This is a genomic window from Hamadaea flava, from assembly GCF_024172085.1.
Taxonomy (GTDB): domain Bacteria; phylum Actinomycetota; class Actinomycetes; order Mycobacteriales; family Micromonosporaceae; genus Hamadaea; species Hamadaea flava.
Map to the genome: position 1 here is coordinate 7,957,816 of NZ_JAMZDZ010000001.1, position 22,831 is coordinate 7,980,646.

At 70.6% G+C, this 22,831-nt stretch carries 24 protein-coding genes; 15 read left to right on the top strand and 9 right to left on the bottom strand.

All coding sequences use genetic code 11. From position 1 onward, the window contains the following. The first annotated feature begins 46 nt into the window (after positions 1–46). The 8 genes from HDA40_RS37130 (at position 47) to HDA40_RS37165 (ending at position 8,252) form a co-directional block, all read left to right on the top strand. A complete protein-coding gene (locus HDA40_RS37130) occupies positions 47–1,978 on the top strand; it encodes a beta-galactosidase (RefSeq protein ID WP_253762549.1) in 1,932 nt (643 codons plus the stop codon). A gap of 447 nt (positions 1,979–2,425) precedes the next feature. Next, positions 2,426–3,547, top strand: coding sequence for a glycoside hydrolase family 53 protein (locus HDA40_RS37135; protein ID WP_253762550.1), 1,122 nt, complete (start codon positions 2,426–2,428; stop codon positions 3,545–3,547). 134 nt (positions 3,548–3,681) lie between these two features. Beyond that, the gene (locus HDA40_RS37140) at positions 3,682–4,002 is read left to right on the top strand and encodes an ArsR/SmtB family transcription factor (protein WP_253762551.1); all 321 of its coding nucleotides are present in this window, start codon (positions 3,682–3,684) and stop codon (positions 4,000–4,002) included. Continuing rightward, positions 3,999–4,535: an SRPBCC family protein gene (locus tag HDA40_RS37145; protein ID WP_253762552.1), complete on the top strand. Its 537-nt coding sequence runs from the start codon at positions 3,999–4,001 to the stop codon at positions 4,533–4,535. The genes HDA40_RS37140 and HDA40_RS37145 overlap by 4 nt, the downstream gene beginning before the upstream one ends. Next, a complete protein-coding gene (locus tag HDA40_RS37150; protein WP_253762553.1) occupies positions 4,532–5,083 on the top strand; it encodes a GNAT family N-acetyltransferase in 552 nt (183 codons plus the stop codon). The genes HDA40_RS37145 and HDA40_RS37150 overlap by 4 nt, the downstream gene beginning before the upstream one ends. A gap of 150 nt (positions 5,084–5,233) precedes the next feature. Then, positions 5,234–5,710 carry a Uma2 family endonuclease gene (locus HDA40_RS37155; protein ID WP_253762554.1) on the top strand — a complete coding sequence of 159 codons (477 nt, stop codon included), beginning with the start codon at positions 5,234–5,236 and terminating at the stop codon, positions 5,708–5,710. Positions 5,711–5,788: 78 nt separating this feature from the next. Next, positions 5,789–6,955, top strand: a complete 1,167-nt coding sequence (locus HDA40_RS37160) for a glycosyltransferase 87 family protein (RefSeq protein WP_253762555.1) — start codon at positions 5,789–5,791, stop codon at positions 6,953–6,955. Positions 6,956–7,133: 178 nt separating this feature from the next. After that, entirely contained in the window at positions 7,134–8,252 is a 1,119-nt protein-coding gene (locus HDA40_RS37165; protein WP_253762556.1) for a carboxylate-amine ligase, read from the top strand. Between the two features lie 62 nt (positions 8,253–8,314). Here HDA40_RS37165 and HDA40_RS37170 read toward each other — a convergent pair whose 3' ends face one another. From HDA40_RS37170 to HDA40_RS37190, 5 genes are all read right to left on the bottom strand, one after another. After that, the gene (locus tag HDA40_RS37170) at positions 8,315–9,388 is read right to left on the bottom strand and encodes an ABC transporter ATP-binding protein (protein WP_253762557.1); all 1,074 of its coding nucleotides are present in this window, start codon (positions 9,386–9,388) and stop codon (positions 8,315–8,317) included. Continuing rightward, positions 9,370–10,167 (bottom strand): ABC transporter permease, encoded by a 798-nt coding sequence (locus HDA40_RS37175; protein WP_253762558.1) that lies wholly within the window; start codon positions 10,165–10,167, stop codon positions 9,370–9,372. Before HDA40_RS37175 ends, HDA40_RS37170 begins: the two co-directional genes overlap by 19 nt. A gap of 17 nt (positions 10,168–10,184) precedes the next feature. After that, positions 10,185–10,970: a molybdate ABC transporter substrate-binding protein gene (gene modA, locus HDA40_RS37180; protein WP_253762559.1), complete on the bottom strand. Its 786-nt coding sequence runs from the start codon at positions 10,968–10,970 to the stop codon at positions 10,185–10,187. A 78-nt stretch (positions 10,971–11,048) separates the two neighbouring features. After that, complete coding sequence (locus HDA40_RS37185) at positions 11,049–11,870, bottom strand: LLM class flavin-dependent oxidoreductase (protein ID WP_253762560.1); 822 nt, start codon at positions 11,868–11,870, stop codon at positions 11,049–11,051. A gap of 28 nt (positions 11,871–11,898) precedes the next feature. Further along, the gene (locus tag HDA40_RS37190; protein WP_253762561.1) at positions 11,899–12,777 is read right to left on the bottom strand and encodes an alpha/beta fold hydrolase; all 879 of its coding nucleotides are present in this window, start codon (positions 12,775–12,777) and stop codon (positions 11,899–11,901) included. Positions 12,778–12,830: 53 nt separating this feature from the next. Here HDA40_RS37190 and HDA40_RS37195 point away from each other — a divergent pair, with 53 nt between their 5' ends. From HDA40_RS37195 to HDA40_RS37205, 3 genes are read left to right on the top strand one after another with little or no spacing between them, the layout of a single operon-like run. Beyond that, a complete protein-coding gene (locus tag HDA40_RS37195; protein WP_253762562.1) occupies positions 12,831–13,373 on the top strand; it encodes a TetR/AcrR family transcriptional regulator in 543 nt (180 codons plus the stop codon). Positions 13,374–13,392: 19 nt separating this feature from the next. Next, positions 13,393–13,734 carry a DUF1801 domain-containing protein gene (locus HDA40_RS37200; RefSeq protein WP_253762563.1) on the top strand — a complete coding sequence of 114 codons (342 nt, stop codon included), beginning with the start codon at positions 13,393–13,395 and terminating at the stop codon, positions 13,732–13,734. Between the two features lie 35 nt (positions 13,735–13,769). Continuing rightward, positions 13,770–14,543, top strand: coding sequence for a DUF2785 domain-containing protein (locus HDA40_RS37205; protein ID WP_253762564.1), 774 nt, complete (start codon positions 13,770–13,772; stop codon positions 14,541–14,543). A gap of 61 nt (positions 14,544–14,604) precedes the next feature. On the opposite strand, the gene HDA40_RS37210 is transcribed toward HDA40_RS37205, so the two are convergent. The 3 genes from HDA40_RS37210 to HDA40_RS37220 form a co-directional block, all read right to left on the bottom strand. Then, positions 14,605–16,023 (bottom strand): alpha/beta fold hydrolase, encoded by a 1,419-nt coding sequence (locus tag HDA40_RS37210; RefSeq protein ID WP_253762565.1) that lies wholly within the window; start codon positions 16,021–16,023, stop codon positions 14,605–14,607. Positions 16,024–16,115: 92 nt separating this feature from the next. Then, a complete protein-coding gene (locus HDA40_RS37215; protein ID WP_253762566.1) occupies positions 16,116–16,955 on the bottom strand; it encodes a helix-turn-helix transcriptional regulator in 840 nt (279 codons plus the stop codon). Between the two features lie 2 nt (positions 16,956–16,957). Then, complete coding sequence (locus HDA40_RS37220; protein WP_253762567.1) at positions 16,958–17,680, bottom strand: TioE family transcriptional regulator; 723 nt, start codon at positions 17,678–17,680, stop codon at positions 16,958–16,960. 80 nt (positions 17,681–17,760) lie between these two features. Here HDA40_RS37220 and HDA40_RS37225 point away from each other — a divergent pair, with 80 nt between their 5' ends. Further along, positions 17,761–18,963 carry an erythromycin esterase family protein gene (locus HDA40_RS37225; protein ID WP_253762568.1) on the top strand — a complete coding sequence of 401 codons (1,203 nt, stop codon included), beginning with the start codon at positions 17,761–17,763 and terminating at the stop codon, positions 18,961–18,963. Between the two features lie 4 nt (positions 18,964–18,967). Here HDA40_RS37225 and HDA40_RS37230 read toward each other — a convergent pair whose 3' ends face one another. Then, on the bottom strand, positions 18,968–20,416 hold the full coding sequence (locus HDA40_RS37230) for a DUF1349 domain-containing protein (protein ID WP_253762569.1): 1,449 nt from the start codon (positions 20,414–20,416) through the stop codon (positions 18,968–18,970). A gap of 86 nt (positions 20,417–20,502) precedes the next feature. On the opposite strand from HDA40_RS37230, the gene HDA40_RS37235 reads away from it, so the two are divergent. From HDA40_RS37235 to HDA40_RS37245, 3 genes are read left to right on the top strand one after another with little or no spacing between them, the layout of a single operon-like run. Beyond that, on the top strand, positions 20,503–21,648 hold the full coding sequence (locus HDA40_RS37235) for a sensor histidine kinase (protein WP_253762570.1): 1,146 nt from the start codon (positions 20,503–20,505) through the stop codon (positions 21,646–21,648). Continuing rightward, the gene (locus HDA40_RS37240; RefSeq protein ID WP_253762571.1) at positions 21,645–22,307 is read left to right on the top strand and encodes a response regulator transcription factor; all 663 of its coding nucleotides are present in this window, start codon (positions 21,645–21,647) and stop codon (positions 22,305–22,307) included. The genes HDA40_RS37235 and HDA40_RS37240 overlap by 4 nt, the downstream gene beginning before the upstream one ends. A 26-nt stretch (positions 22,308–22,333) precedes the next feature. Then, the gene (locus HDA40_RS37245) at positions 22,334–22,801 is read left to right on the top strand and encodes a cupin domain-containing protein (RefSeq protein ID WP_253762572.1); all 468 of its coding nucleotides are present in this window, start codon (positions 22,334–22,336) and stop codon (positions 22,799–22,801) included. Positions 22,802–22,831: the final 30 nt, after the last annotated feature.

Here is a 22,831-nt window from a genome sequence, read left to right on the forward strand (position 1 = left end):
ACTGTGCACGTTCACAGAACAGAGTGCTCGACTCGAGGAGGGTGCCGTGACGGCACGTTTTCCGGCACGCCCCGCGGGGATCGCCTACGGCGGCGACTACAACCCGGAGCAGTGGCCCCGCGAGGTGCAGCTGGAGGACGTCGAGCTGATGCGCGAGGCCGGGGTGACCATGGTCAGCGTCGCCATCTTCGCCTGGGCGCTACTGGAGCCGGAAGAGGGCCGCTACGAGTTCGGCTGGCTCGACGAGATCGTGGATCGGTTGCACGCCAACGGGATCGCCGTCGACCTCGCCACCCCCACGGCGGCCACGCCGGCCTGGTTCGTCCAGGCGTACCCGGACAGCCTGCCGGTCACGCGCGAAGGCGTACGCGTGGGATTCGGCGGGCGGGAACACTCGTGCCCCAGCTCGCCCGACTACCGCGCGGCCACCGCACGCCTCGCGACCGCCATGGCCGAGCACTATCGCGACCACCCCGCGCTCGTCCTGTGGCACGTGCACAACGAGTACGGCGCGCCGCTCGGCGAGTGCTACTGCCCGGCGAGCGTACGCGCGTTCCGGACCTGGCTGCGCGCCCGCTACGGAAACCTCGATGCGCTCAACGACGCCTGGGGGACGATCTTCTGGAGCCAGCGATACACCGACTGGGAGCAGATCGACGCGCCGCGCCACAACCACACGGCCGTCAATCCCGCGCAGCGCCTGGACTTCGCCCGCTTCACCAGCGACGAGCACCTGGCCTGCTACACCCTCCAGCGCGACATCCTGCACCAGATCACCCCGGACGTACCGGTGACCACGAACTTCATGACGACCAACTGCAAGTCGATGGATCTCTGGAAGTGGGCGCGCGAGGTCGACGTGGTCTCCAACAACCACTACCTCAACGCCGAAGAGCCGGACAACCACCTCGTCCTGTCGATGTCCGCCGATCTGGCACGCTCCGTCGGCGGCGGCCGGCCGTGGATCATCATGGAACACTCGACCAGCGCGGTGAACTGGCAGCCGCGCAACATCGCCAAAGGCCCCGGCGAACTGCGACGCAACAGCCTCACGCACGTCGCACGCGGCGCCGACGGCGTCATGTTCTTCCAGTGGCGCGCCTCGCGCTTCGGTGCGGAGAAGTTCCACTCCGCGATGGTCCCGCAAGGTGGGACGGGCACGCAGGTGTGGCGGGACGTGGTCGCGCTGGGCGGCGAGCTTTCGGCTCTTTCAGCGGTACGCGGAGAGCCGGTCCCGGCCGAGGTGGCCGTCGTCTGGGACTTCGAGTCCTACTGGGCGCTCGAACTGGACTGGCGGCCGTCGGTGGACCTCGCCTTCCGTGAGCGCGTCGACGCGTACTACGCCGAGCTGTGGCGCGAGCACGTCACCGTCGACTTCGTCCACCCCGAATCCGACCTGACGGCGTACAAGGTCGTCGTCGCGCCCAGCCTGTATCTGCTCGGCGAGGCCGGGGCCAAGAACCTGCACGCGTACGTCCACGGTGGCGGGACGCTGGTCGTCTCGTACTTCTCCGGGATCGTCGACGAGCACGACACGGTACCGGTCGGGCCGTATCCGGGCGCGCTGCGCGACACTCTCGGGCTGTGGGTCGAGGAGTTCCACCCGTTGCGGGCGGGGGAGCGGGTGGCCCTGGACGGCGGCGGGGACGGCCGGATCTGGTCCGAGCACGTGCACCTCGCCGGGGCGTCGCAGGTCCGGGCGTTCGCCAGCGGTCCCGACGCCGGCCGTCCGGCGGTGACCCGCAACGCCGTCGGCGACGGGCACGCGTGGTACGTCGCCACCGCCCCGTCGGACCTGCGCGACCTGCTCGGGTCGGTGCTCGACGCGGCCGGCGTGGACGTCCCCGTCGGCCTGCCCGACACCCTGGAGGTCGTCGTACGCGGTTCGCAGCGGTTCCTCGTCAACCACGGATCGGCCGAAGCCACGGCGTACGGGGTGACCGTTCCGGCGGGCGAGATCGTGGTCGTGCCGGCCTGACCGCCCCATGAGCTCGCGTGGGCGCGCGTCGGTCGTGGGCTCGCGTCGGTCGTGGGCTCGCGTCGGTCGTGGGCTCGCGTCGGTCGTGGGCTCGCGTCGGTCGTGGGCGCGCGTCGGTCGTGGTTCGTGATCGTCGGCCGCCGCCGTTCTTGGGTGTCTGCGACTCCTTGATCGTCGGCCGCCGCCGTTCTTGGGTGTCTGCGACTCCTTGATCGTCGGCCGCCGCCGTTTTCGGGCGTTCCAGCGGGCTGATCGTCGGCTGCCGCCGTTCTTGCTCGCGCCGCTCTGTGAATTTCTGTGAACGTGCACAGAAATGGATCTTTATTTATGCAGGTAAATCGGTATTGATTTCTGGGGGTTGGTCCACCACCCTGGTTCCTTGACTGTGAACGTTCACAGAAGCCTCCTGCCCGGGAGGCATCAGCCCGTCCCTGTCGAGGAGTCCACATGCTCCGACCCACTCTCGCTCGCGCGTTCTTCGCCGCCGCGGCCACCGTCGCCGTCGCGGCCGGAACGCTCACCGCCCCGGCCCCAGCCGTGGCAGCCAACACCCTCACGATGCGCGGCGCGGACGTCTCATCCGTGCAGCGGGCGATCGACCTCGGTGCGCCGTACTACGACGCGTCCGGGGTCGCCCGTGATCCGCTCGACATCCTCAAGGCGCTGGGCGTCAACTACGTCCGGCTGCGCGTCTGGAACAACCCGGCCAGCGGCTACAACAACAAGGCCAAGGTGCTGGCGTACGCGAAGACGGTGAAGGCCAAGGGATTGAGCCTGCTCATCGACTTCCACTACTCCGACACCTGGGCCGACCCGGGCAAGCAGTACAAGCCGGCGGCCTGGGCCGGCCATGGCATCAGCGCGCTGCAGACCGACGTCTACAACTACACCTACGACGTGTGCAACAGCCTCAAGGCGCAGGGCACCACGCCGGACAGCGTCCAGATCGGCAACGAGATCAACGTCGGCATGCTCTGGAACGACGGCAAGGTGGTCAACAACGACTTCACCAACCTGAGCCTGCTGCTGAAGTCCGGCTACAACGCGACCAAGGCGTGCAACAGCGGCACCAAGGTCATCATCCACACCGCCGACGCGGACAGCGACGCCAACATGCGGTGGTTCTACGACGGCATCACCGCCAAGGGCGTCACCTGGGACATCACCGGCCTGTCGTACTACTGCTTCTGGCACGGCTCGCTGACCAACCTGTACAACGTCATCGTCGACGCCCGCACCCGGTACGGCAAGCCGGTCTCGATCATGGAGACGGCGTACCCGTTCACCGCCGCCAACGCCGACAGCCAGGCGAACGCGGTGTCCAGCTCCACACCGTGCAGCGGCTACGCGGCTACCTGGGCCGGGCAGGCCACAGAGTTCACCCACGTGCAGAACACCGCCCGCAACGCCGGGGCGATCGGTGTCTTCTACTGGGAGCCGACCTGGTACGCCGTCGCCGGCAACGGCTGGGACCCGGCGAACATCAACGGCACCGGCGACGAGTGGGACAACATGGCCATCTTCAACTGGACCGGCCACATCAACCCCAACGTCGTCTGGACCCCCTAATCTCCACCCCCACCCCTCGCCCCGTTGATCATGGAGTTAACCGTTGTCTCGACGGTGTGTCGCGACCGGAAACTCCATGATCAACGGGGTATATGACTTGTTGGGTATATAACGGGGGAGGTATATTGGGGAGCGTGGTGGTTGACGCGTTCGCCGTACTCGCCGAGCCGACCCGGCGCCGGATCCTGGATGAGCTGCGCCAGGCCCCTCGCACCGTGGGGGACCTGGTCGGCACACTGGCGATCAGTCAGCCCTCGGTCTCCAAGCACCTCAAGGTGTTACGCGACGCCGGTTTCGTGACCAGTCAGGTCGCCGCGCAGTCCCGCGTCTACCGGGTCGAACCCGCACCGCTGCGAACCGTCGACGAGTGGCTCGCGCCCTACCGCGAGCTGTGGCCGCGGAACCTCGACGCGCTGGAGCGCCACCTCGACCGGAAAGCCTTGGAGGAAACATGAGCACCTTCCAGCCCGGTCCGCTACGTGAAGCGGACGCGACGCGTACCGACGACGGCCGGTGGACGCTGAAGTTCGTCCGCGAGCTGGCCCACCCGCCGGAGCGTGTGTGGGCGGCGTTGACCGATCCGGCCCAGGTCGGGCAGTGGGCGCCGTTCCGCGCCGAACGCGATCTCAGCGAGCTGGGCGCGACGACGCTCGCCATGATCGACGGCGACCTCGCCGTGGACCTTCCCGCGACGGTGCTCCGCGCGGAGCCGCCGACCCTGTTGGAGTACGCCTGGGGCGAGGATCTGCTGCGCTGGGAGTTGACGCCGACGCCGGCCGGAACCCGGCTGACCTTGCGGCACACCGTTGCCGGATCGGATGACCTGCCGCGGGCGGCGGCTGGTTGGCACCTGTGCCTCGACGTCGCCGAGCGGCTGCTCGACGGCCGTCCCGTGCCGCCCATCCGGGGCCGGGCCGCATTGGAGCACGGCTGGCAGGATCTGCACGACGCTTACGCGAAGGAGCTGCCGGGTACCCTCGGCGAATGATCCAGATCCGTCCGGCGGTGATCGCCGACGCCGCGGAGTTGAGTCGTCTCTACACGGAGAATCGCGAGTTCCTGCGCCCCTGGGAACCCGTACGCGACGAGACGTTCTTCACGAAGGACGGACAGGAAGCTCGGTTGGCGATCGGCGAGGCCGCCCGGGCGGCCGGAATCGAGAACCGCTGCGTCATCGTGGCCCCGTCCGGCGAAGTGGACGCGGGCGGGCCGAGCGAGATCGTCGGCATGATCTCGCTGACCGCGATCGAGCGCGGCCCCGTCCAGGGCGCGCACCTCGGCTACTGGGTGGCCCAGTCGGCCAACGGCCGCGGCGTCGGCTCCGCCGCCGTCGCGGCGGTCCTCGACCTCGCGTTCGGGGAGCTGGGTCTGCACCGGCTGGAGGCCGGCACGCTGCTGCACAACGCCGGTTCGCAGAAGGTCCTGTTGCGCAACGGGTTCGAGGAGATCGGCGTCGCCCGGCGGTACATCAGGATCGCCGGCCAGTGGCAGGACCACCTGTTGTTCCAGCGGCTCGCCCATGACGACGAATCCTGACCGCACTGTCGGACAGATGACGATGAGGTTTCCGGCTGGCTGACGATTCCGCAGTGTGTGGTCGTGCAACCCGCGCCCCGATTTCAGGTACACGGATGGCTTCCCGCTACTAGCCTCACGTCCCAGGACCTGGGAGATGTGAGGCTCAATGTGCCCTTCGAGATCCACGACCAGGCTCTGAGCATTGTCGGACCGCGATCTGCGTGGCACGAATGTGCGAGCGACGATGTCAAGGGTTATCTGAATCGTCGGTGCTCCACGGCAACGGGCGAACTCTTCGTGCCGACCGGGCAGAACGTCCGCCGACCTGACGTCGTCGGGCTAAGCGTGTCGCGGCAGGATCTGGTTCGCGAGCGGACGACGATGCTCAGTCCCGGTGTCATCGAGGTGGTCGTGGAGATCATCTCCCACTACAGCAACAAGGCTAAGGACCGGATATCGGTTGCCCGCGATCGCGAGCAGAAGTTCCGGGAGTACGCGGCGGTCGGCATTCCGGAGTACTGGATCGTGGACGAGGCGCTCGACGATCCCCTCGACGCATCGGTCGAGATTTACCGCCTGCGAGGCGGCGGCTACGTCCCGATTCGAGTTGTGCTCCTCTCACAACTGTTAACTGAGAAGCCCTGATCTAGCGATTGTGCTGGTCAGGACTTTATTCTCCCCGCGTATACGCTGAGAGTATACGCGCGGTGTAGGGTGGCCCGCATGATCAAGCGAGCCGTCTACACCGCGCTGGCGATCGAGATCGTCGCCCTCGTCGTCTTCACCGTGCTCTGGGAGTCCCTGGACTTCTCCGTCTACATGTGGGGCGGGCAGGCCGTCGCCACCGACGCTCGGCTCTACACCGAGCAGGCGCTCGCGCACTGGTTCACGTACTCGCCGTTCGCTGCGTTGGTCTTCGCGCCATGGTCGGTGTTGCCGCTGACACTGGGGCGGTTGCTCTGGCAGCTGCTGTCGGTGGCGGCGTTCGCGGGCGGCTGTGCGGTGGTGATGCGGCTGGCGGGGCGGCCGGTCACGCGGTTGTCGCTGGCGATGGCGGTGGCGGCCGGGCTCCTGCTGGAGCCGGTGTATCACACCCTGTTCCAGGCGCAGATCAACCTGCTGCTGTTCGGGATGATCCTGCTCGACGTGTGGCTGGTGTCGCGGGGCCGGTTCGGCGGGGTGTGGATCGGCGTCGCGGCCGCGATCAAGCTGACGCCGGCGATCTTCATCGTGTTCCTGCTGGTCGCCGGGCGTACGCGGGCTGCCGCGACAGCGGTGGTCACGTTCGTGAGCTGCGGACTGCTCGGCCTGTTGGTGGCGCCGGAGGCTTCCCGGATGTACTGGCTGAGCCTGTTCTTCGACACGTCCCGCGTCGGCGCTCCCTACATCAGCAATCAGTCGCCGTACGGGATGCTTCGGCGGCTGTTCACGAACGACCCGGCGATCGACGCCTGGTATCCGGTGATCCCGGCGGTGATCGGGCTCGCCGGGCTGGTGATCGCGGCCCGGCTGGCCCGGCGCGGGGACTGGCTGGCCGCCGTCGCGGCGACGGGGGTGACCGGCCTGCTGGTGTCGCCGATCTCGTGGGCGCATCACTGGATCTGGGTGGTGCCGGCGCTCGCCGTGCTGTTGCGAGGTGGCCGGGCGGCCCGGATCGCCGCCGCGGTGGCGTACGCCGTCTTCGTGCTCGCTCCGATGTGGTGGACGCCTCGCTTCGGCGGGCCGGGGCAGTACGGCTGGCACGGCTGGGTCACTGCGGTCGCGAACTGCTTCCTGTTGTGCGGCTTGGGTTTCCTCGCGTACGCGGGACGCCTGGCGGCGCTGCCGGCCGTCGCCGAGCCGGTCGTCGACGTGGCGGGAACGGAACGTGAACGCGCGATTGCAATTTGAGGATCGTCTATGTATCCTTTATGGACGGATGTGTACGCCGGCGTGTCGCCACCTGGTCTGGTGGCCGCCGGCGTCACCGTCTCCTGGGGAGGACGCATCAATACCATAAAAGCTGGTCTTGGGGTATGAATCCGGCATTGGGTGTTAATGCCGCTATCTCACCTGACATGGTAGAAGCATGGACCGCGGCGTCGGGCTGACCTTCGGGGTGGAGGAGGAATTCCACCTGCTCAACCCCGCTACCGGCCGGCTCGCGCCGGGCGCGCGGCAGCTGTTGGCCGCCTTCGGGGCACACGACGTGTTCGGTCTGCCGAACCAGGAGTTCCAGCAGGCGATGGTGGAGACCGCGACCCCGGTCTGTCACGACCTGGACGAGTTGCGGCAGGCGCTGATCGCGACCCGGACGACGCTGATCCAGGCCGGCGACCGGGTCGGGCTGTGGATCGCCGCGGCCGGGACGGTGCCCGACTGCGGCATCGTCACCGCGCCGGTCTACCCCGACGAGCGCTACCGCCGCATCTCCGACGAGTACCGCCGGCTCGCCGTCGAGCAGCAGGTCTGTGCGTGCCAGGTGCAGGTGGGCGTACCGGACGAGGAACTGGCCTTCCATCTGATCCGGCGGATCCGCGGCTGGCTGCCGGTGCTGCTCGCGCTCTCCGGCGGGTCGCCCTACTTCCAGAACCAGGACACCGGGTACGCCTCCTACCGGGCGGTCGTGCTGTCCCGGTGGCCGACCTCGGGTCCGATGCCGCTGTTCGCCGACCGCACGGATTACCACCGACGGGTCGACAAGCTGATCACGTCCGGGGTCATCGGCGACTACGGGATGATCTACTACGACGTCCGGCCGTCGCAGCGCTATCCGACGCTGGAGATCCGCATCGCCGACGCCTGCCCACTGCTCGACGACGTCCTGCTCATCGCGGCGCTCGCGCGAGCGCTCGTGGTCACCGCGGCTGACGAGGAGGAACGCGGCGAGCCGATTCCCGACGTCGCCGACGAGCTGCTGCGCGGTGCGACCTGGCGGGCCGCTCGTTCGGGGATACGCGGCAAGCTGGTCGACGCGGTCGCCGGGGACGCCGTGGCCTCCAAGGACCTGGTACGCCGCTTCATCCGCCACGTCCGCCCGGCGCTGGAGGCGTCCGGCGACGACGCGTACGTGGATGAGGCGTTGCTGGAGCTCGCCAAGCGCGGCACATCGGCCGAACGCCAGCGGCGAGCACTGAGCGCGGGCAAGGGTATGCACAAGGTGACCGCCTCGATCGTGGCCGAGACGCGTACCTTCAGCGAGAAGTGAGGCGGGCCGCGCCCGACTGACGGCCGCGCGGACCCAGTAGCAGACCGTTGGCCAGATCGAGGTCAGGCCGGGTACGCCCGGGTCTCGGTCGCTTTCACCGCGGCCCAGACGGGCTGACCGGGACTCAGCTGGAGGCGTACGGCGGCGGCCGGGGTGATGTCGGCGGCCGCCTCGATCGGCCCGGAGAGCTGGATACGCAGGTAGTCGCCGTGCTGCTGGACGCCGGTGATGGTGGCGGGCCAGGTGTTGCGGGGGCTGCCGTCGGGCTGGTTCGGATACAGCGCCAGCGCGCTCGGCGGGAAAGCGACGAACGCGTCTCCGCGTACGGTGTCGGCGGCGGTCAGGGTGAAGCCGCCGGCCACCGTGATGCTGTGGCCGTCGGCGTGCCCGCGATAGAGGTTCAGGCCCACCAACTGCGCGACGTAGTCCGTTCGCGGCCGGGCCGTGATCGCCGCGGCGTCGCCCTCCTGCACGACGACGCCGTCCTCCACGATGATCAGGCGATCGGCCAGGACCAGCGCGTCGAGGGGGTCGTGGGTCACCAGCAGGGTGGCCCCGGGATGGTCGCCGAGGTGGCGGTGCAACTGCGCCCGGGTTTCCAGCCGCGTACGCGCGTCGAGGGCGGCCAGGGGCTCGTCGAGCAGCAGCAGCGACGGCTCGACGGCGAGCGCCCGGGCCAGCGCGACACGCTGCGCCTGCCCACCGGAGAGCTGGCGCGGCTTGCTGCGGGCGTACGCCGCCAACCCGACGCGGTCCAGCCAGGCCGCTGCGGTCGCCCTGGCCTCGGCCGTGCGCTGGCCGTGATGACGGGGACCGAAGGCGACGTTGTCCACCGCGGACAGGTGCGGGAAGAGCAGGTAGTCCTGGAAGACGACGCCGATCGGACGGCGTTCCGGCGGCACGAGTACGCCGTCGCCCGGCCGGTCGAGGATTCGGCCGTCGAGGGTGATGTGACCGTCGCTGAGCGGCAGCAGTCCCGCCAGCGCCCGCAGGGCGGTCGACTTGCCGGCCCCGTTCGGGCCGAGCAACGCCACGACTTCGCCGGCTGCCACGGTCAGGCGTACGTCGAGCTGGAAGCCGCCGGCCCGGCGCACGATCAGCTGCGCGTCCAGGCCGGTCACGGGCTCGTGATCCATTTGTCGCGCAGGGCGGCCAGGATGCCGACCGAGACCGTCAGCAGAATGAGGCTGAGCACGAGCGCGGCGTCCAGGTCGGTCTCCAGAGCCAGGTACACGGCCAACGGCATCGTCTGCGTACGACCGGGGAAATTGCCCGCGAACGTGATCGTCGCCCCGAACTCCCCGAGCGCGCGGGCCCAGCAGAGCACGGCCCCGGCGGCCACCCCCGGCGCGACCAGCGGCAGCGTGACCCGGCGGAACACCGCGAAGCGGTTCGCGCCGAGCGTCGCCGCCGCCTCCTCGTAGCGGGTGTCCGAACCGCGCAAAGCGCCCTCGACCGCGATGACCAGGAACGGCATCGCGACGAAAGCCTCGGCCACGACGACTCCCGCGGTCGTGAACGGCAGGGTGATCCCGAACGTCGCGTCCAGCCAGTGGCCGATCAGGCCCCGGCGGCCGAAGACGAGCAGCAGCGCCACGCCGCCGACCACCGGCGGCAGCACCAGCGGCACCGTGACCAGCGCGCGGACCAAGCGGCGGCCGGGGAACTCCGTCCGCGCGAGCAGCCACGCCAGCGGCACACCCAGCAGTACGCACAAAACGGTGGCGAGTGTCGCGGTCAGCAGCGACAGCCGCAACGCGGCGAGCACGCCGGGCGCGGCCAGCCGCTCGGGCAGGCTGCGCCACGGCGTCCGGATCAGCAGACCAGCCAGCGGCAGCACGAGGAAGGCCAGCCCGAGCGCCGCCGGGATCAGCAGCGCGATCGGTGCCCGGGCGCCCCGGCGTGCCTTGCTCACCCGATCAGCATGCCGGATCACGGAGTCTGGAAACCGGCCTGGGTGAGCACCGCCATGCCCTTGTCCGAGCGGATCCACTCGAGCAGCTTCTGCGCGGCGGTCTTGTTGGGCGCGTTCTTCAGTACCGCGATCGGGTAGTCGTTGACGGCCTTGGCCGATTCGGGGAACTCCACGGCGGCGACGTCGGCCGTGGCGGACAGCGCGTCGGTGCGGTAGACCAGCGCGGCGTCGACCTCGCCCAGCTTGACCTTCTGCAGGGCCGCCTTCACATCCTGCTCCAGCGTGACGGGGGTGATCTTGACCGAGGCCGCCTCCAGGGCCTTCTTCGCCGCCGCCCCACAGGGGACCTGCTCGGCGCAGAGCGCGACCTTCAGCCCTGGCTGGGCGAGACCGGCCAGGCCGGTGATCCCCTTCGGGTTGCCCTTGGCCACGGCGATGACGAGTTGGTTGCGCACGAAGGTGACCGGCTCCCCGTCGGCCATCCCGCCGTCGGTGACGGTCTTCATCGTCGCCGGGCTCGCGGCGGCGAACAGGTCGGCCGGCGCGCCCTGGGTGATCTGGGTGGCCAGCGCGGAACTGCCCGCGAAGTTGAAGGTGACCTTCGTCCCCGGGTACGCCGCCTCGAAGTCCTTGCCGATCCGCGTGAACGACTCCGTCAGCGACGCCGCCGCGAACACGGTGACATCGCCGCTGACGCCGGGCGCCCCCGAGGTGGCGGACGTCCCGGCAGCACCGCTCCCCCCGGAGCAGGCGGTCAGAGCCAGGGCGGCGGCGAGGGTCGCGATGAGCGGGCGGATTCTCATGCCGACACCCTATGTCTGGCATCTGCAAGCTGTACAGCTAGTACTACCTCGCAGATGCGTGATGAGTGCCGCACCGGGTCAGCGGGGTGGGCCGGCGGCCACCCTTTCGAGCAGCGTGGCGAAGTCGCCGCGGTAGTTGTGCAGGTGCTCCAGCCACCAGGTCAACCCGGCGTCGGCGTACGCCTGCACGAGTGAGCCGTCAGACGGTGTGCTGACGCCCGACAACGCCACCTCGTAGCCGTCCATGGTCGCCCGGTGCCGCCCGATCTCGCCGACGATGTCGTGCAGCTTCTCTGGACTGATCGTCATCCGGCCGTCCTGGTCGTCACCGCCGCCGACCCAGCCGTCCCAGGCGGCTGCCCGGCGCAGCGCCGGTGGGGCGTACCCGCCGATCCAGATCGGCACCCGGGGCCGGGTGACCGGCAGTGGAGCCAGCGTCACGCCGTCCACCGTATAGTGCTCGCCGGTGTGGGTCACCGATCCGCCCCGCCACAAGCGGTCCACGATCGACAGACCTTCGTCGAGCCGCGCCGCGCGCGTCTTCGGTTCGGCGCTCTCGCCGAACGCGGTGAACTCGGCTTCGACACCACCGAGGCCGGCGGTGAACACCACCCGTCCAGAGCTGAGCAGATCGAGGGTCGCGACGGTCTGGGCGACGACGACCGGGCGGCGCCGGGCCAGCGGGGTCACCGCCGGGCCGAGGAGCAACCGGTCGGTCGCGGTCGCGGCGGCGGACAGCGTGACCCAGGCGTCGGCGGCCGGCGGGCCCCAGGTGAAGGCCAGGTGATCCCAGACGAACAGGGCGTCCCAGCCGGCCGCCTCGGCAGTCCGGGCCAGTTGCACCGTCTTGCGAGGGTCGGCGAGGTCGCCGAGGATCGCGACGTAGATCCCGAAGCGCATCCCCTGAAGGTAGCGAGCTGGTATGACATCAGTGCCGCGCGAAGAACTCCAGCAGATGTTTCACCACGATCTCGGGCTGGTCGTCGACGAGGAAATGGGAGGCTCCGGCGATCTCGCGTACCTCGAGGTCGTCGGCGTTGCCGGTAGGCCCGCCGAGCAGGTCGGCGCGGACGACGGGATCGTGCTCGCCGGTGAGGACCAAGGTCGGCGTGGTCAGCCGAGTCTCCCGGTACGCCCCACGCATCATGGCGATGCCGGTCGGCAGGATGAAGCCACGATAGAGGCGGGCGACCGCCTTGGCGTACGCACGATCGCGGAGCGGTGCGAGGAAGAGGTCCAGATCGGACCCTTCGATGGCGCCGGGCCGGTCGTGATAGCTCAGCATCTGCCGGGCCAGCCATTGCCGCCCGGCGGCGAGACCGCGTACGCCGACGAGCGGCGTGAGCAGCGGCAGCTGGTACCAGGCGTTGCGGAAGCGGCCCAGGAGCCGTACGTCGAACCGCATGTAGGGGTGGGGGATCGCCAGGCTGACGTAGGAGTGGACCCGGTCGGAGTGCTCGAGGCAGAGCAGGAAGGCGGCGATGGCCGACCAGTCGTGGGCGACGATCCGGACGCGGTCCAACCCGAGCGCGTCGAGCAGGTTGAGCAGGTCGCCGACGAGCGTCTCGCGGTCGTAGCCGGTGGCCGGAGCCTGGGTCCAGCCCGCGCCGCGTAGGTCGGGGACGATCACGCGATAGTCCTTGGCCAGCGCCGGGATCACGGCCCGCCACTCCCACCAGTGCTGCGGTACGCCGTGTAGCAGCACGACGGGCGAGCCCCGGCCCGCCTCGGCGACGTGCATACGCAGACCCGGCAGGTCGAGGTGACGATGCTCGACCAGTGCCGGCTCCGGATACTCGCTGGTCATGACCTCACGGTACTACGATCATAGTATGAAGTCACTATGTTTATAGTGATCACGTGACGAGCACCCGCCAGCGCGCCCTGGACGCCGCGATCGACCTGATCGGCACCGAGGGACTGCGGTCGCTGACCCACGCCAGGGTGGACGCCCGGGCCGGCCTGCCGAAGGGCTCGACCTCCAACTACTTCCGCACCCGCGACGCGCTCACCGTCGGCGTGGTGGAGTGGATGGCGCAGAAGGAACTGGCCGAGATGGCGCCGCCGATGTCCCCGCGTACCGGAGACGAGCTGGTGGAGTTGCTGGCCGGGATGCTCGATTACACGACCGGGCCCAGTCGCACCCTCACCGCTGCCCGGCTGGCCCTGTTCAGCGAGGCCGCGCACGACGACCAGGTCCGCGCGGCCGTCTCGCGCGGCCATCGGCTGATGCGTACCTGGGTGGAGTCGGTGCTGACGGACCTCGGCGCGGCCGACCCGGCGACGGCTGCCAGTGCGCTGATCGCGATGAGCGAGGGCCTGATCCTGCATCGGGTCGCGCGGGGCGCGAACGACGATCCGCGGCCGATTCTGCGCCTCGTCATCGGCGCGGTGACGGACTGATCCTGGAATAATCGCAGGTGTGGACGCTGCCGTGCGCGACTATGTGGAGGCCATCCCGGCGGAGAACCGGCCGCTGTTCGACCGGCTGCACCGGATCATCCTCGCCGAGCAACCCGGCGCGCAGGTGACGATCTCCTACGACCTGCCCACCTACACGGTGGGCAAACGCCGGCTCTACCTCGGCTCCTGGCAGCACGGCGTCTCGCTCTACGGGTGGGGCGCGGATCGCGACGGCGGGTTCCTGGCCCGTCATCCCGAGCTGAAGTCCGGCAAGGGCACCATCAAGCTCCGCCCGGAGGCGGCGGCTGAGATCGACGACAGCGAGTTTCGTGATCTGGTACGCGCAGCGCTGTCGCCCTGATCGGCGACCCTGCGCCGGCCGTTACGCTGGCGCGCATGATCGACTCGCCGGGCGGTGCCACCCTCACCGAGCTGCTGGAGATGCTGACCTCACCGGATCCGGTGGCCCGCGACGAGCGGGCGTACACGGAATTGGTGGGCCTGGTCCGGCGGGGAGCGCTGGACGACCGGCTCGGCGAGGTCGGCGAGCGGCTCGTGCCGCTGCTCGGCCATTCCGAGGTCCAGGCGCGGGCGTTCGCTCCGCTGATTCTGGCGGCGCTGGTGAACCGGGACGCCGAGGTCGGCGGCCTCCACGACGACGCCGTACGCCGCTGGCGGGTGGCGTTCGCGACCTGGTGGCCCGCCGAGCAAGAGATCCACGGATGGGGCGGCGAGCTCGGCTGGCTGCACGCGATCGCACACGGTGCGGATCTGGCCGGGGCGTTCGGCGGCTCGCCGAGGGTCGCCGCGGCCGACCTTTCGGACCTGTTGACGGTGGTGGCCCAGCGGGTCGTCGCGCCGACCGGCTACCAGTACGCCCACCTGGAAGAAGATCGGGTCGCGCGGGCGATGACACGGATCCTGGCGCGGCCGGAGCTGACCGGCACGGGCGCCACCGGCTGGTTGTCCGTTGTGGATGAACTGCTGGCCACGGGCGAGCCGGGGCCGCTGCCGACGCCGGTCGCCAACACGATGGCGGTGCTGCGCGCTGTGTACGTGATGGTGCATCGCAAGCCGTCGCCGCATCGGCGGCGTGTCCTGGAAGGCGTGGCGAATCGGCTGCACGTCGTCTTCGCCGACTATCCGTCGACCGAGGAGCTGTCCGCCTGATCGGCGGGGTGGGCTGCGCGCCCCCGTTGGCGCGCAGCCCACCGCAACCCGGCTCTGGAGGTCAGGCCGGGCAGTCCGTGAGCAGGAAAGCGCGTACCGCAGCGTCCCCGGCGGCGTCGCGTCCCTGGATCGAGTGGCCCATTCCGGCGATCACCACGAGGCGGCCCCGAGGCGTCCGCGCCGCCTGCTCCCGGGCCCACGGCAACGGGGTGGACAGGTCCCGGTCGCCCGCGATGAGCAGCACCGGCATGGTCAAGCGGGGGAGCCGGGGCGACGGGTTCGGCCGGGACACCGCCCAGGCGGCGCAGTTGTGCGCCAGACCCTGTCCGCCCGCGGTCTGCCGGGTGAACGGCCAGACCGACTGCTCGGACAGCCCGGCGACGGCGGCCGCGAGTTCGCCCGCCCGCTGCCCGACCGGTGTCGCCGAATCGCCCCAGGGCGCGTCCGTCAGGTCGGCGCAGACCGTCGCGATGTGCAGCCCGGCGCTGTACTGCTGGATCGGGGTGTCCGCCCCGCCCTGGATCGCGGCCACCGCCTGCGCCAGCGGCTCGACGTCACCCAGGGCGGCCTGGTGGATCAGGCTGAGCACCGGGAAGTACGCCGGTGGCCCGGCCAGCTTCGGATCGACGATGCTGCCGATGACGATCAGGTCGTAGAGGCCGACGCCAAGCTCGGTCGAGCGGACGACCTGGGCGAGGTCGGCGGCGGGGTCGAAGCCGCAGGACTGCTCCTGGCACGCCTGCCGCAACACGTACGCCGAGCGTGCGAGCCCGTCGGCGTACAGCGTCCGCGGCCCGTCCTGGGGCACGACCGAGTCGAGCACCATGCGCGTCACGTGCTGCGGGTAGGTCAGCCCGTAGTGCTCGGCGACGAAGGTGCCGTAGGAGACGCCGTCCATCGTCCAGGCGCGTACGCCGAGGGTCTGGCGCAAGGCGTCCAGGTCGGCCACCGTGTCGGCGGTGGTGTAGAAGTTCCGGGTCTTGCCGAGGACGTCCGCGCATTCGTCGAGCGCGCTGCTCGACGCTGGAGTGACGTCGGAGGAGCCGACCTCCAGCTGCAACGCCGGGCAGTCGACGGCGGCCTCGCCGGTGCCTCGCTGGTCGACCATCACCAGCTGATAGTCCTGAAGCAGGTACGCGATCCGGGCGGTGATGCGCGGCAGCAGGCTCACGCCGGGCTGGCCGGGGCCGCCGGTGAGGAACATGAGCACGCCCCGGTGGGCGTCCCGGTTACCGGCGACGGCCGCCCGCAGCCGCAGCGTGCCCGGTACGCGACCGCTGCGGTCCAGCGGCACGCTCAGATATCCGCAGGTGAACCGATCAGCGTCGGGGCAGGGCGCGGTGTCGCTCAACCCGGCCGGGTCGGCCGCGCCGCCGGGCCTACGCCGATCGGCCGGGTGCACCGGTCCGGCCGCGCCCATCGTGCCCAGCAGGGCGAGCACCACGACCCCGGCCGCGATCGGGAGAGGAAGTCGCTTCATGCCCTCATGCTGTCCGGCGGCCCGGCCGAACACGTTGGACTTTCATGCTCGGTTACGCGCCCAGCCGCTCGGGTGCTCGGCCGCTCGGCCGCTCAGCTGGGGCGTACGAGTTGTTGCATCTCGCTAGGCAGCCGGCCGAGGTGGCGCCGCATGACGCGGGTGAGATGCGACTGGTCGGCGAACCCGTAGGCGGCGGCGAGCGCGCGCAGGTTCGGCGCGCCGTCGGCGAGATCGGCGAGCACGGCCCGGACCCGCAGCCGGTTGCGGTACGCGGTCAGACTCTGCCCGGTCACCGTGTGGAAGATCCGGCTCAGATGGGGCGCCGACGCGCCCACCTCGGCGGCGAGGTCGTCGAGGCCCACGGTGTAACCGCGTCCGATGAGGACGGCGATCGCCCGCGCGACGAGCCTGCGATGGGCCACCCACGTCTCCGGGCGGGCGGTGACCGGGACGTCCGGCGCGCTCTGCGCCGCCAGCGTACGCAGCAGGTGGTGCACCCGGTCGGCCAGCTCGAACGAGTCGATGCCCCGGTGGCAGGCCGCCACCAGCGCGCGGTGGGCCAGGTCGCCCGCGTCGCCGACGGTCAGCTCGCCGTGCGGCAACTCGAGCTCGACCTCGTCGTCCCATTGCACCGCGGTGAAGGTGTCCCCGCCGCCGATCGGGTGCGCGACCCGCAGCTCGTCGCCGGGCCGGGCGACCAGGCAGCTCGTGGCGTCGGCGAACGTCTCGACCCCGTTGACCTGCCGCAGATAGCCACCCGACCGGCCCAGGATCACCTGGTACGCGGGCAGGTAGGCGGTGCCGCCGTAGTGCCGGCCCGACAGGTGACAGGTCATGTCGAACAGCCGCAGGCCGGGCAGTACGCCGAGGCAGTGGCCCTCGCCCGGTCCGCTGGATCCGCGCCAGCCCTCGTCGTCGCAGTCGTCTGCCACGTTCAGGAAGACGCGCCGGCGTGGCCGTCAGGTTGCTCGATCGAGAGATAGGCATCCAGCCGGCCCGCGCCGGCGAGCATCGCCCGGCCGCGCCGGGTCAGCCGGGCCCGCCAGTCGGCCAGCGTGGCTTCCAGCGGTTCGACGCCGCCGGCGGTGCGTACCTGGTCGAGCAGGAGGGCGATGCGATCCAGGGGGTAGCCGCCCCGGCGCAGCTGATGGGCCAGCTGGGCGTCGCGGATGTCGGCGGCGGCGTACACCCGGTAGCCGGTCGTGCGGTCCCGGTGGGGCCGCAGCAGACCGGCCCGCTCCCACTTGCGCAGGGTCGCCGGGCGTACGCCCAGCCGCCGGGCGAGCGGGCCGACGAAGCTGCTGCCGGTCGCCGGTTCGGGCCCGGCCAGGTCGCGTAACGCGTGCTCCACGGCGGTCAGCGTCTGCCGGTCCTGCCGGAGCTGGGCGTGCCCGGCGTCGATCAACTCCAGAGCCTGCTCGACGCGCTGCTCGTTGACGGCCTGCATGATCGCCGTCGCGGTGGCGTGCCCGAAGCCGGGGACCAGGGCCAGGAACGCCCGCAACGCCCGGGCGTGCGTGGCCGAGTAGGCACGATAGCCGTACGCCGAGCGCTGGGCCGGGGGGAGGATGCTGGCGTCCTCGTAGTTGCGGACGGCCTGGGTCGACAGCCCGTGCTCGCGCGCGAGGTCGACCGGGCGCAACCGAGGGGAACCCATGGTTTGAAGCTTACCGGCTGCTCTCCGAACTCACGGGAAGAAAAAGTCTCAACCGACGGTTCAACGATACGGTTGAATGTATGACGAATCGCAGCACCCTGGCCGCCGTCGCCCGCCCGCTGACCCGGGACGGGCTGCGGGACTTCTTCGACACCTTGCCGCGCCCGCCCCGGCTGCTGGGCCTCGGCGAGCCGACCCACGGACCGCAGACCGTGCCCCGGCTCCGCAACGAGATCCTGCGATACCTGGTGGAAGACGCGGGCTTCCGATCGATCGCCATTGAGAGCGACTGCCTGGCCGGGCTGCTCGTGGCGGACTACGTGGCTACCGGAAAGGGGGATCTCGACGAGGTTCTCGCTCGTGGCATCAGCCACGGCTGGGGCGCGTACGCCGCCAACCGGGAACTCGTCGAATGGCTGCGCGACTGCGACGAAGACGTGCGGTTCTACGGGTTCGACGCCCCGACCGAGAACATGTACGCCCGCAGCCCACGCGGGCCGCTGCTCTACGCGTACGACTATCTGGCCGAGGTGGACCCGGACCTGCTGCCCGCCGACCGGGCCGAGATCGACGGTCTGTGCGGCGACGACGCGCGGTGGGAGGACCCCGCCGCGGCGATGGAGCCGGCGTTGGGCGTGGGTTCGAAGCCCGAGGCCGCGCGGCTGCGCGTGCTCGCCGACGACCTGCGGGCCGGGCTGTTGCTGGCCGCGCCGAGTCTGATCGCCGCGACCTCGGCCGACGACTGGTGGCGCGCGGAGCTGCACGTGCGGATGGCCGCGCGGTTGTTGCAGTACCACGCGGCGCTGGCCCACGACTGGCCCGGCCGGATCAACCGGCTGATGGCCCTGCGGGACGCGATCATGGCCGAGAACCTGCTGTCTATCGTGGAACGTGAGGCGCGGCGCGGCCCGACACTGGTGTTCGCGGCCAACGCGCACCTCCAGCGGCAGATCAGCCGTTGGGAGCTGGCCGGGCCGAAGCTCGCCTGGTGGAGTGCGGGCGCGATCGCCGCGACCCGGCTCGGCGACGCCTACGCCTTCATCGCGACCGGGCTGGGCACCGTGCCCGACCGGGAGATCGGCACGCCCGATCCGAACACTGTGGAGGGACAGCTGACCGCGCTCGACTCGGATCGCCTGCTGCTGACCGGTTCGGCGCTGGCCGCGTCGCTCGCGGACCTCGCTCCACGCACCGGAATCCCGGCCACCGCCGGGTACTTCCCGCTCGATCCGGCACACCTCGCGGAGGCCGACGGCGTCGCCTTCCTCCGCGAGGCGCGCTGACGGTCTAACGCCAGCCGGGCTCCGCGGATCGCCTGCGCAGCGCGATCCCCAGCACGACGCCCGTGTACGCACAGAGCACGGCGAGCCCGGCCCACCCCGGCAGCGGGTAGTACCCGTTCGCCGGGGTGTAATGGGCCGTGACCTGGGCGTACTCGGTCAGCGTCTGCTGCATCGCGAAGCCTGCGGCCGGCGTCAGCCGCAGCAGCCAGGTGCCGGCCACGTCGGGCAGGAACGGCACGACCGTGACCGCGTAGGGAAGGGCGACCAAAGCCAGTGCGACTCCGGTGGCGGTCCAAGCCCGCCGCAGCACCACGCCCAGCCCGTACGCGAACACCGTGGCGAGCGCGAGAACCGCCGCGAGCCCCAGGACGACGCGTACGCCGGTGAGCATCGGCAACTGATCGACCGGGATGTCCTTGCCGGCCAGGATCGCCATGCTCACCGGCACGGTCACACCGATGGCCACCAGCGCGGTGGCGAACGCGGCCACCCCGATCCGCACTGCGCCCCGGCGCAGGTCGCCGCCCGCACCAGCGGTACGCGCCCCGTGCCGGGCACCGACGACGAGCAGGATGATCAGCGCCACCAGCAGCCCCGACAGCGTCCGTTCAGCGGAGATCCCGCCGTCCTCGGAGATCGGGCCGATGTCGCCGGTGCCGGCGATCGTCACCACGCCGTTCTGCTCGCTCGCCCCGGACGCCGTGTGGAACTTCTCCCAGTCGGTGTGGTTCATGTCGCCGACGGCCGCACTCTGCCAGTCGCCGCCTCCCGCCGTCGTTCCCTCGGTCGTGATCTTGTCGAAGACGCCGACGGCCTGGGTGAACCGGACCTCCTCCAGACCTCCGCCGAGCCCGATCTCCCGCAGTGACAAGTCGCCGGGCGAGGTGGCGAGCAGACCCACCTGAGCAGTCTCGGGCAACCCCGGCAGCCTGGCCGATCCGACCTTCCGCCAGGTCGTGCCGTCGGCCGACTCGAAGCCCTCGACGGTGTCCCCGGTACGCCTCAGGCGAAGCCAGCGCGGGGACTGCTCCGACACGCCACTCGCCGATCCGGCCGCCCCGGCGACGTCTTCGGTGTAGGCGTACTGGAACCGGACGCCGTGGCTGCCGGTCATCACGAGCGCGGCATATGGCGACCCTGGGCGTACGCCGTCCTTGACGATGACGCCGACCTTCGCCCACGGCGTCAGCCCTGGCACGATCTCGTCGTGGTCCGGCGGGGGATAGGTGATCGTGCCGGTCATGGAGGTCAGCCGGACCGTGATCGCGCCGGTCGCCCCCAGGTCGCGATGCCGGAACCAGAACCGGTCACTGACCAGTGCGCCGCCGCTGTCCTGGGCGGCCGCCGGGCACGGGCCGTCGCACGAGGACTGGTTGCCGAAGGCGTACAGCAGGCCCAGGGCCACCACGCTCAGCACGGCGGCAGCCAGCGCGAGGAGTGTCTTCTTCGTCATGGCGTCGGTTCTACGGAGCACGCCGTAACACCGCCCGAACCGCGGTTGTCATGCCGTTGTTAGGTCGGGCGGGGCATCCTTGGGGCATGATCAGGCTGCGCCGAGCGATTCGCGGTGGGACCGTGGGGGTGCGATTCACCCTCTTGTACGCGGTTGTGTTCCTCCTGTCCGGAGCCGGGTTGCTCGGGCTGACGATCCTGCTGGCCGGCGGGGCAAGCCAGACACAGGCAGCGCCCGACAACACCACGACGGCGAACGCGGCCGTCGAGGAGCGGGTCCGCGTGCTGGAGGAGCAGCTCGCGGCGGTGCACACCGAGCAGAACCGGCAGCTGCTGATCGGCGCCCTGATCGCGATGATCGCGATGGCCGTCGTGTCCGTGCTGCTCGGCCGGGCACTGGCGCGCCGGGTGCTGCGGCCGCTCCGGACGATCACGGCCGCGACCCGGCGGATCACGGCCGACGACCTCGACCTGCGGCTGGCCGTCGACGGCCCGTCCGACGAGGTGAAAGACCTCGCCGACACGATCGACGAACTGCTGGAACGGCTGGAGACCTCGTTCGACGCCCAACGCCGGTTCGTCGCCAACGCCTCCCACGAACTGCGTACGCCACTGGCCACGATGCGGGCCTCGCTGGACGTCGCGGTCGCCAAACCCGACGCGCCCACGGCCACCGTCGTGCTGGCCGACCGGATGCGTACGCAGCTGGACCGGGTAGATCATCTGCTCGACGGGTTCCTCGTGCTGGCCCGGGCACAGCACGGCGCGCTGGCCGACAACGCCCCGGTTCCCCTGCACGACCTCGTCACGGCGGCCCTGGCCGCGCGCCCGGCCGACGGGCTCACCCTGACGGTCGACGTGCCCGAATCCGTCGTGGTCGAGGGCAGCCCCGCCCTGCTGGCCCGGCTCGTCGGCAACCTCGTCGACAACGCCGTGGTGCACAACGAGCCGTCGGGCTGGATCTCGATCTCCGGCCACGCGCTCGACGGCGTCGCCGAGCTGGTCGTGGAAACCGGTGGGGAAGTGCTCGACCAACGGCAGGTCGACCGGCTGGCCCGGCCGTTCGAACGGCTGGGCGCCGAGCGTACCGGGTCGTCGGGGCTGGGATTGTCCATTGTGGCAGCCGTCGCGGCGGCCCACGGTGGCCGGCTCACCTTGCGGGCCCGCCCGACCGGCGGGCTGCGGGCCGCCGTCACCCTGCCGGTGGCGTCCGAGGCACTGGTCGCGGCATGAGGATCCTCGTCGTCGAGGACGACCCGGCGCTGGCTGAGGTCGTCGCCGAAGGTCTGCGTGATCAGGGGATGGCCGTCGACCGTGCGGCCGACGGGCTGTCCGCCGCCGCCAAGCTCGACCACACCGCGTACGACGTGGTGGTGCTGGACCGAGACCTGCCCGGACTGCACGGCGACACGCTGTGCCAGATGATCACCGAGCGTGCCGAACGCCCGATGGTGCTGATGCTGACCGCGGCGAGCGCGCCGGGCGACCGGGTGAGCGGCCTGACCCTCGGCGCGGACGACTACCTCGCCAAACCCTTCCACTTCCCGGAACTGGTGCTGCGCATCCGCGCGCTCGCCCGGCGGCAGCCCGACGCCCGGCCGCGCACCCTGCGTGTGGCCGGCATCGACCTGGACCCGGTACGCCGCACGGCGACCCGCGACGGACACGCCCTCGACCTGTCGGTCAAGGAGTTCGCGGTGCTCGAAGCGCTGCTGCGGGCGAGTCCGGGCTTCCTCAGTGCAGAAGCGCTGCTGGAACAGGTCTGGGACGAGAACGCCGACCCGTTCACCAACACCGTCACCGTGACGGTGGGCCGGGTGCGGCGCAAACTCGGCGACCCGCCCGTCATCACCACCACCCCCGGCGTCGGCTACCGGATTGCCCGTCCCTGACCGGGGCCACGGCCTAGCCTGAGGACATGACGAGTGCGTTCGCCGTGGCTGCGGGCGACGGCGTGACCCTGCCCGCGCCGATCGGCGGCGAGGTGACGATCAAGGCCGACACCCGGCAGACCAACGGGGCGATGACGGTGCTGCAGTTCGCCGTCCCGCCCAAGGCCGGTCCCGGCCTGCACAGCCACCTGCGCGACGACGAGCTGTGGTACGTGCTCGCGGGCGAGTTCCGGTTCAAGGCGGGCGACGACATGCTGTACGCGTCGACCGGCGGTCTGGCCTTCGGGCCGAGAGGGCTGCCGCACGCCTTCCAAAACGTCGGCGACGAGCCGGGGCGACTGCTGGTCGTCACCACCCCGGCCGGCATCGAACGATTCTTCGAGCAGGTCGCGGAGCTGACCGGGCCGGTCGACGCGGCCAGGATCGCCGGCGTCGGATGGCCGAACTGGCTGGACTTCACCGGCCCGCCCATCGGGCTGTCCGATCCGCTCTGAGTCGGCCGGTCAGAGTCGGCCGCTGTGACT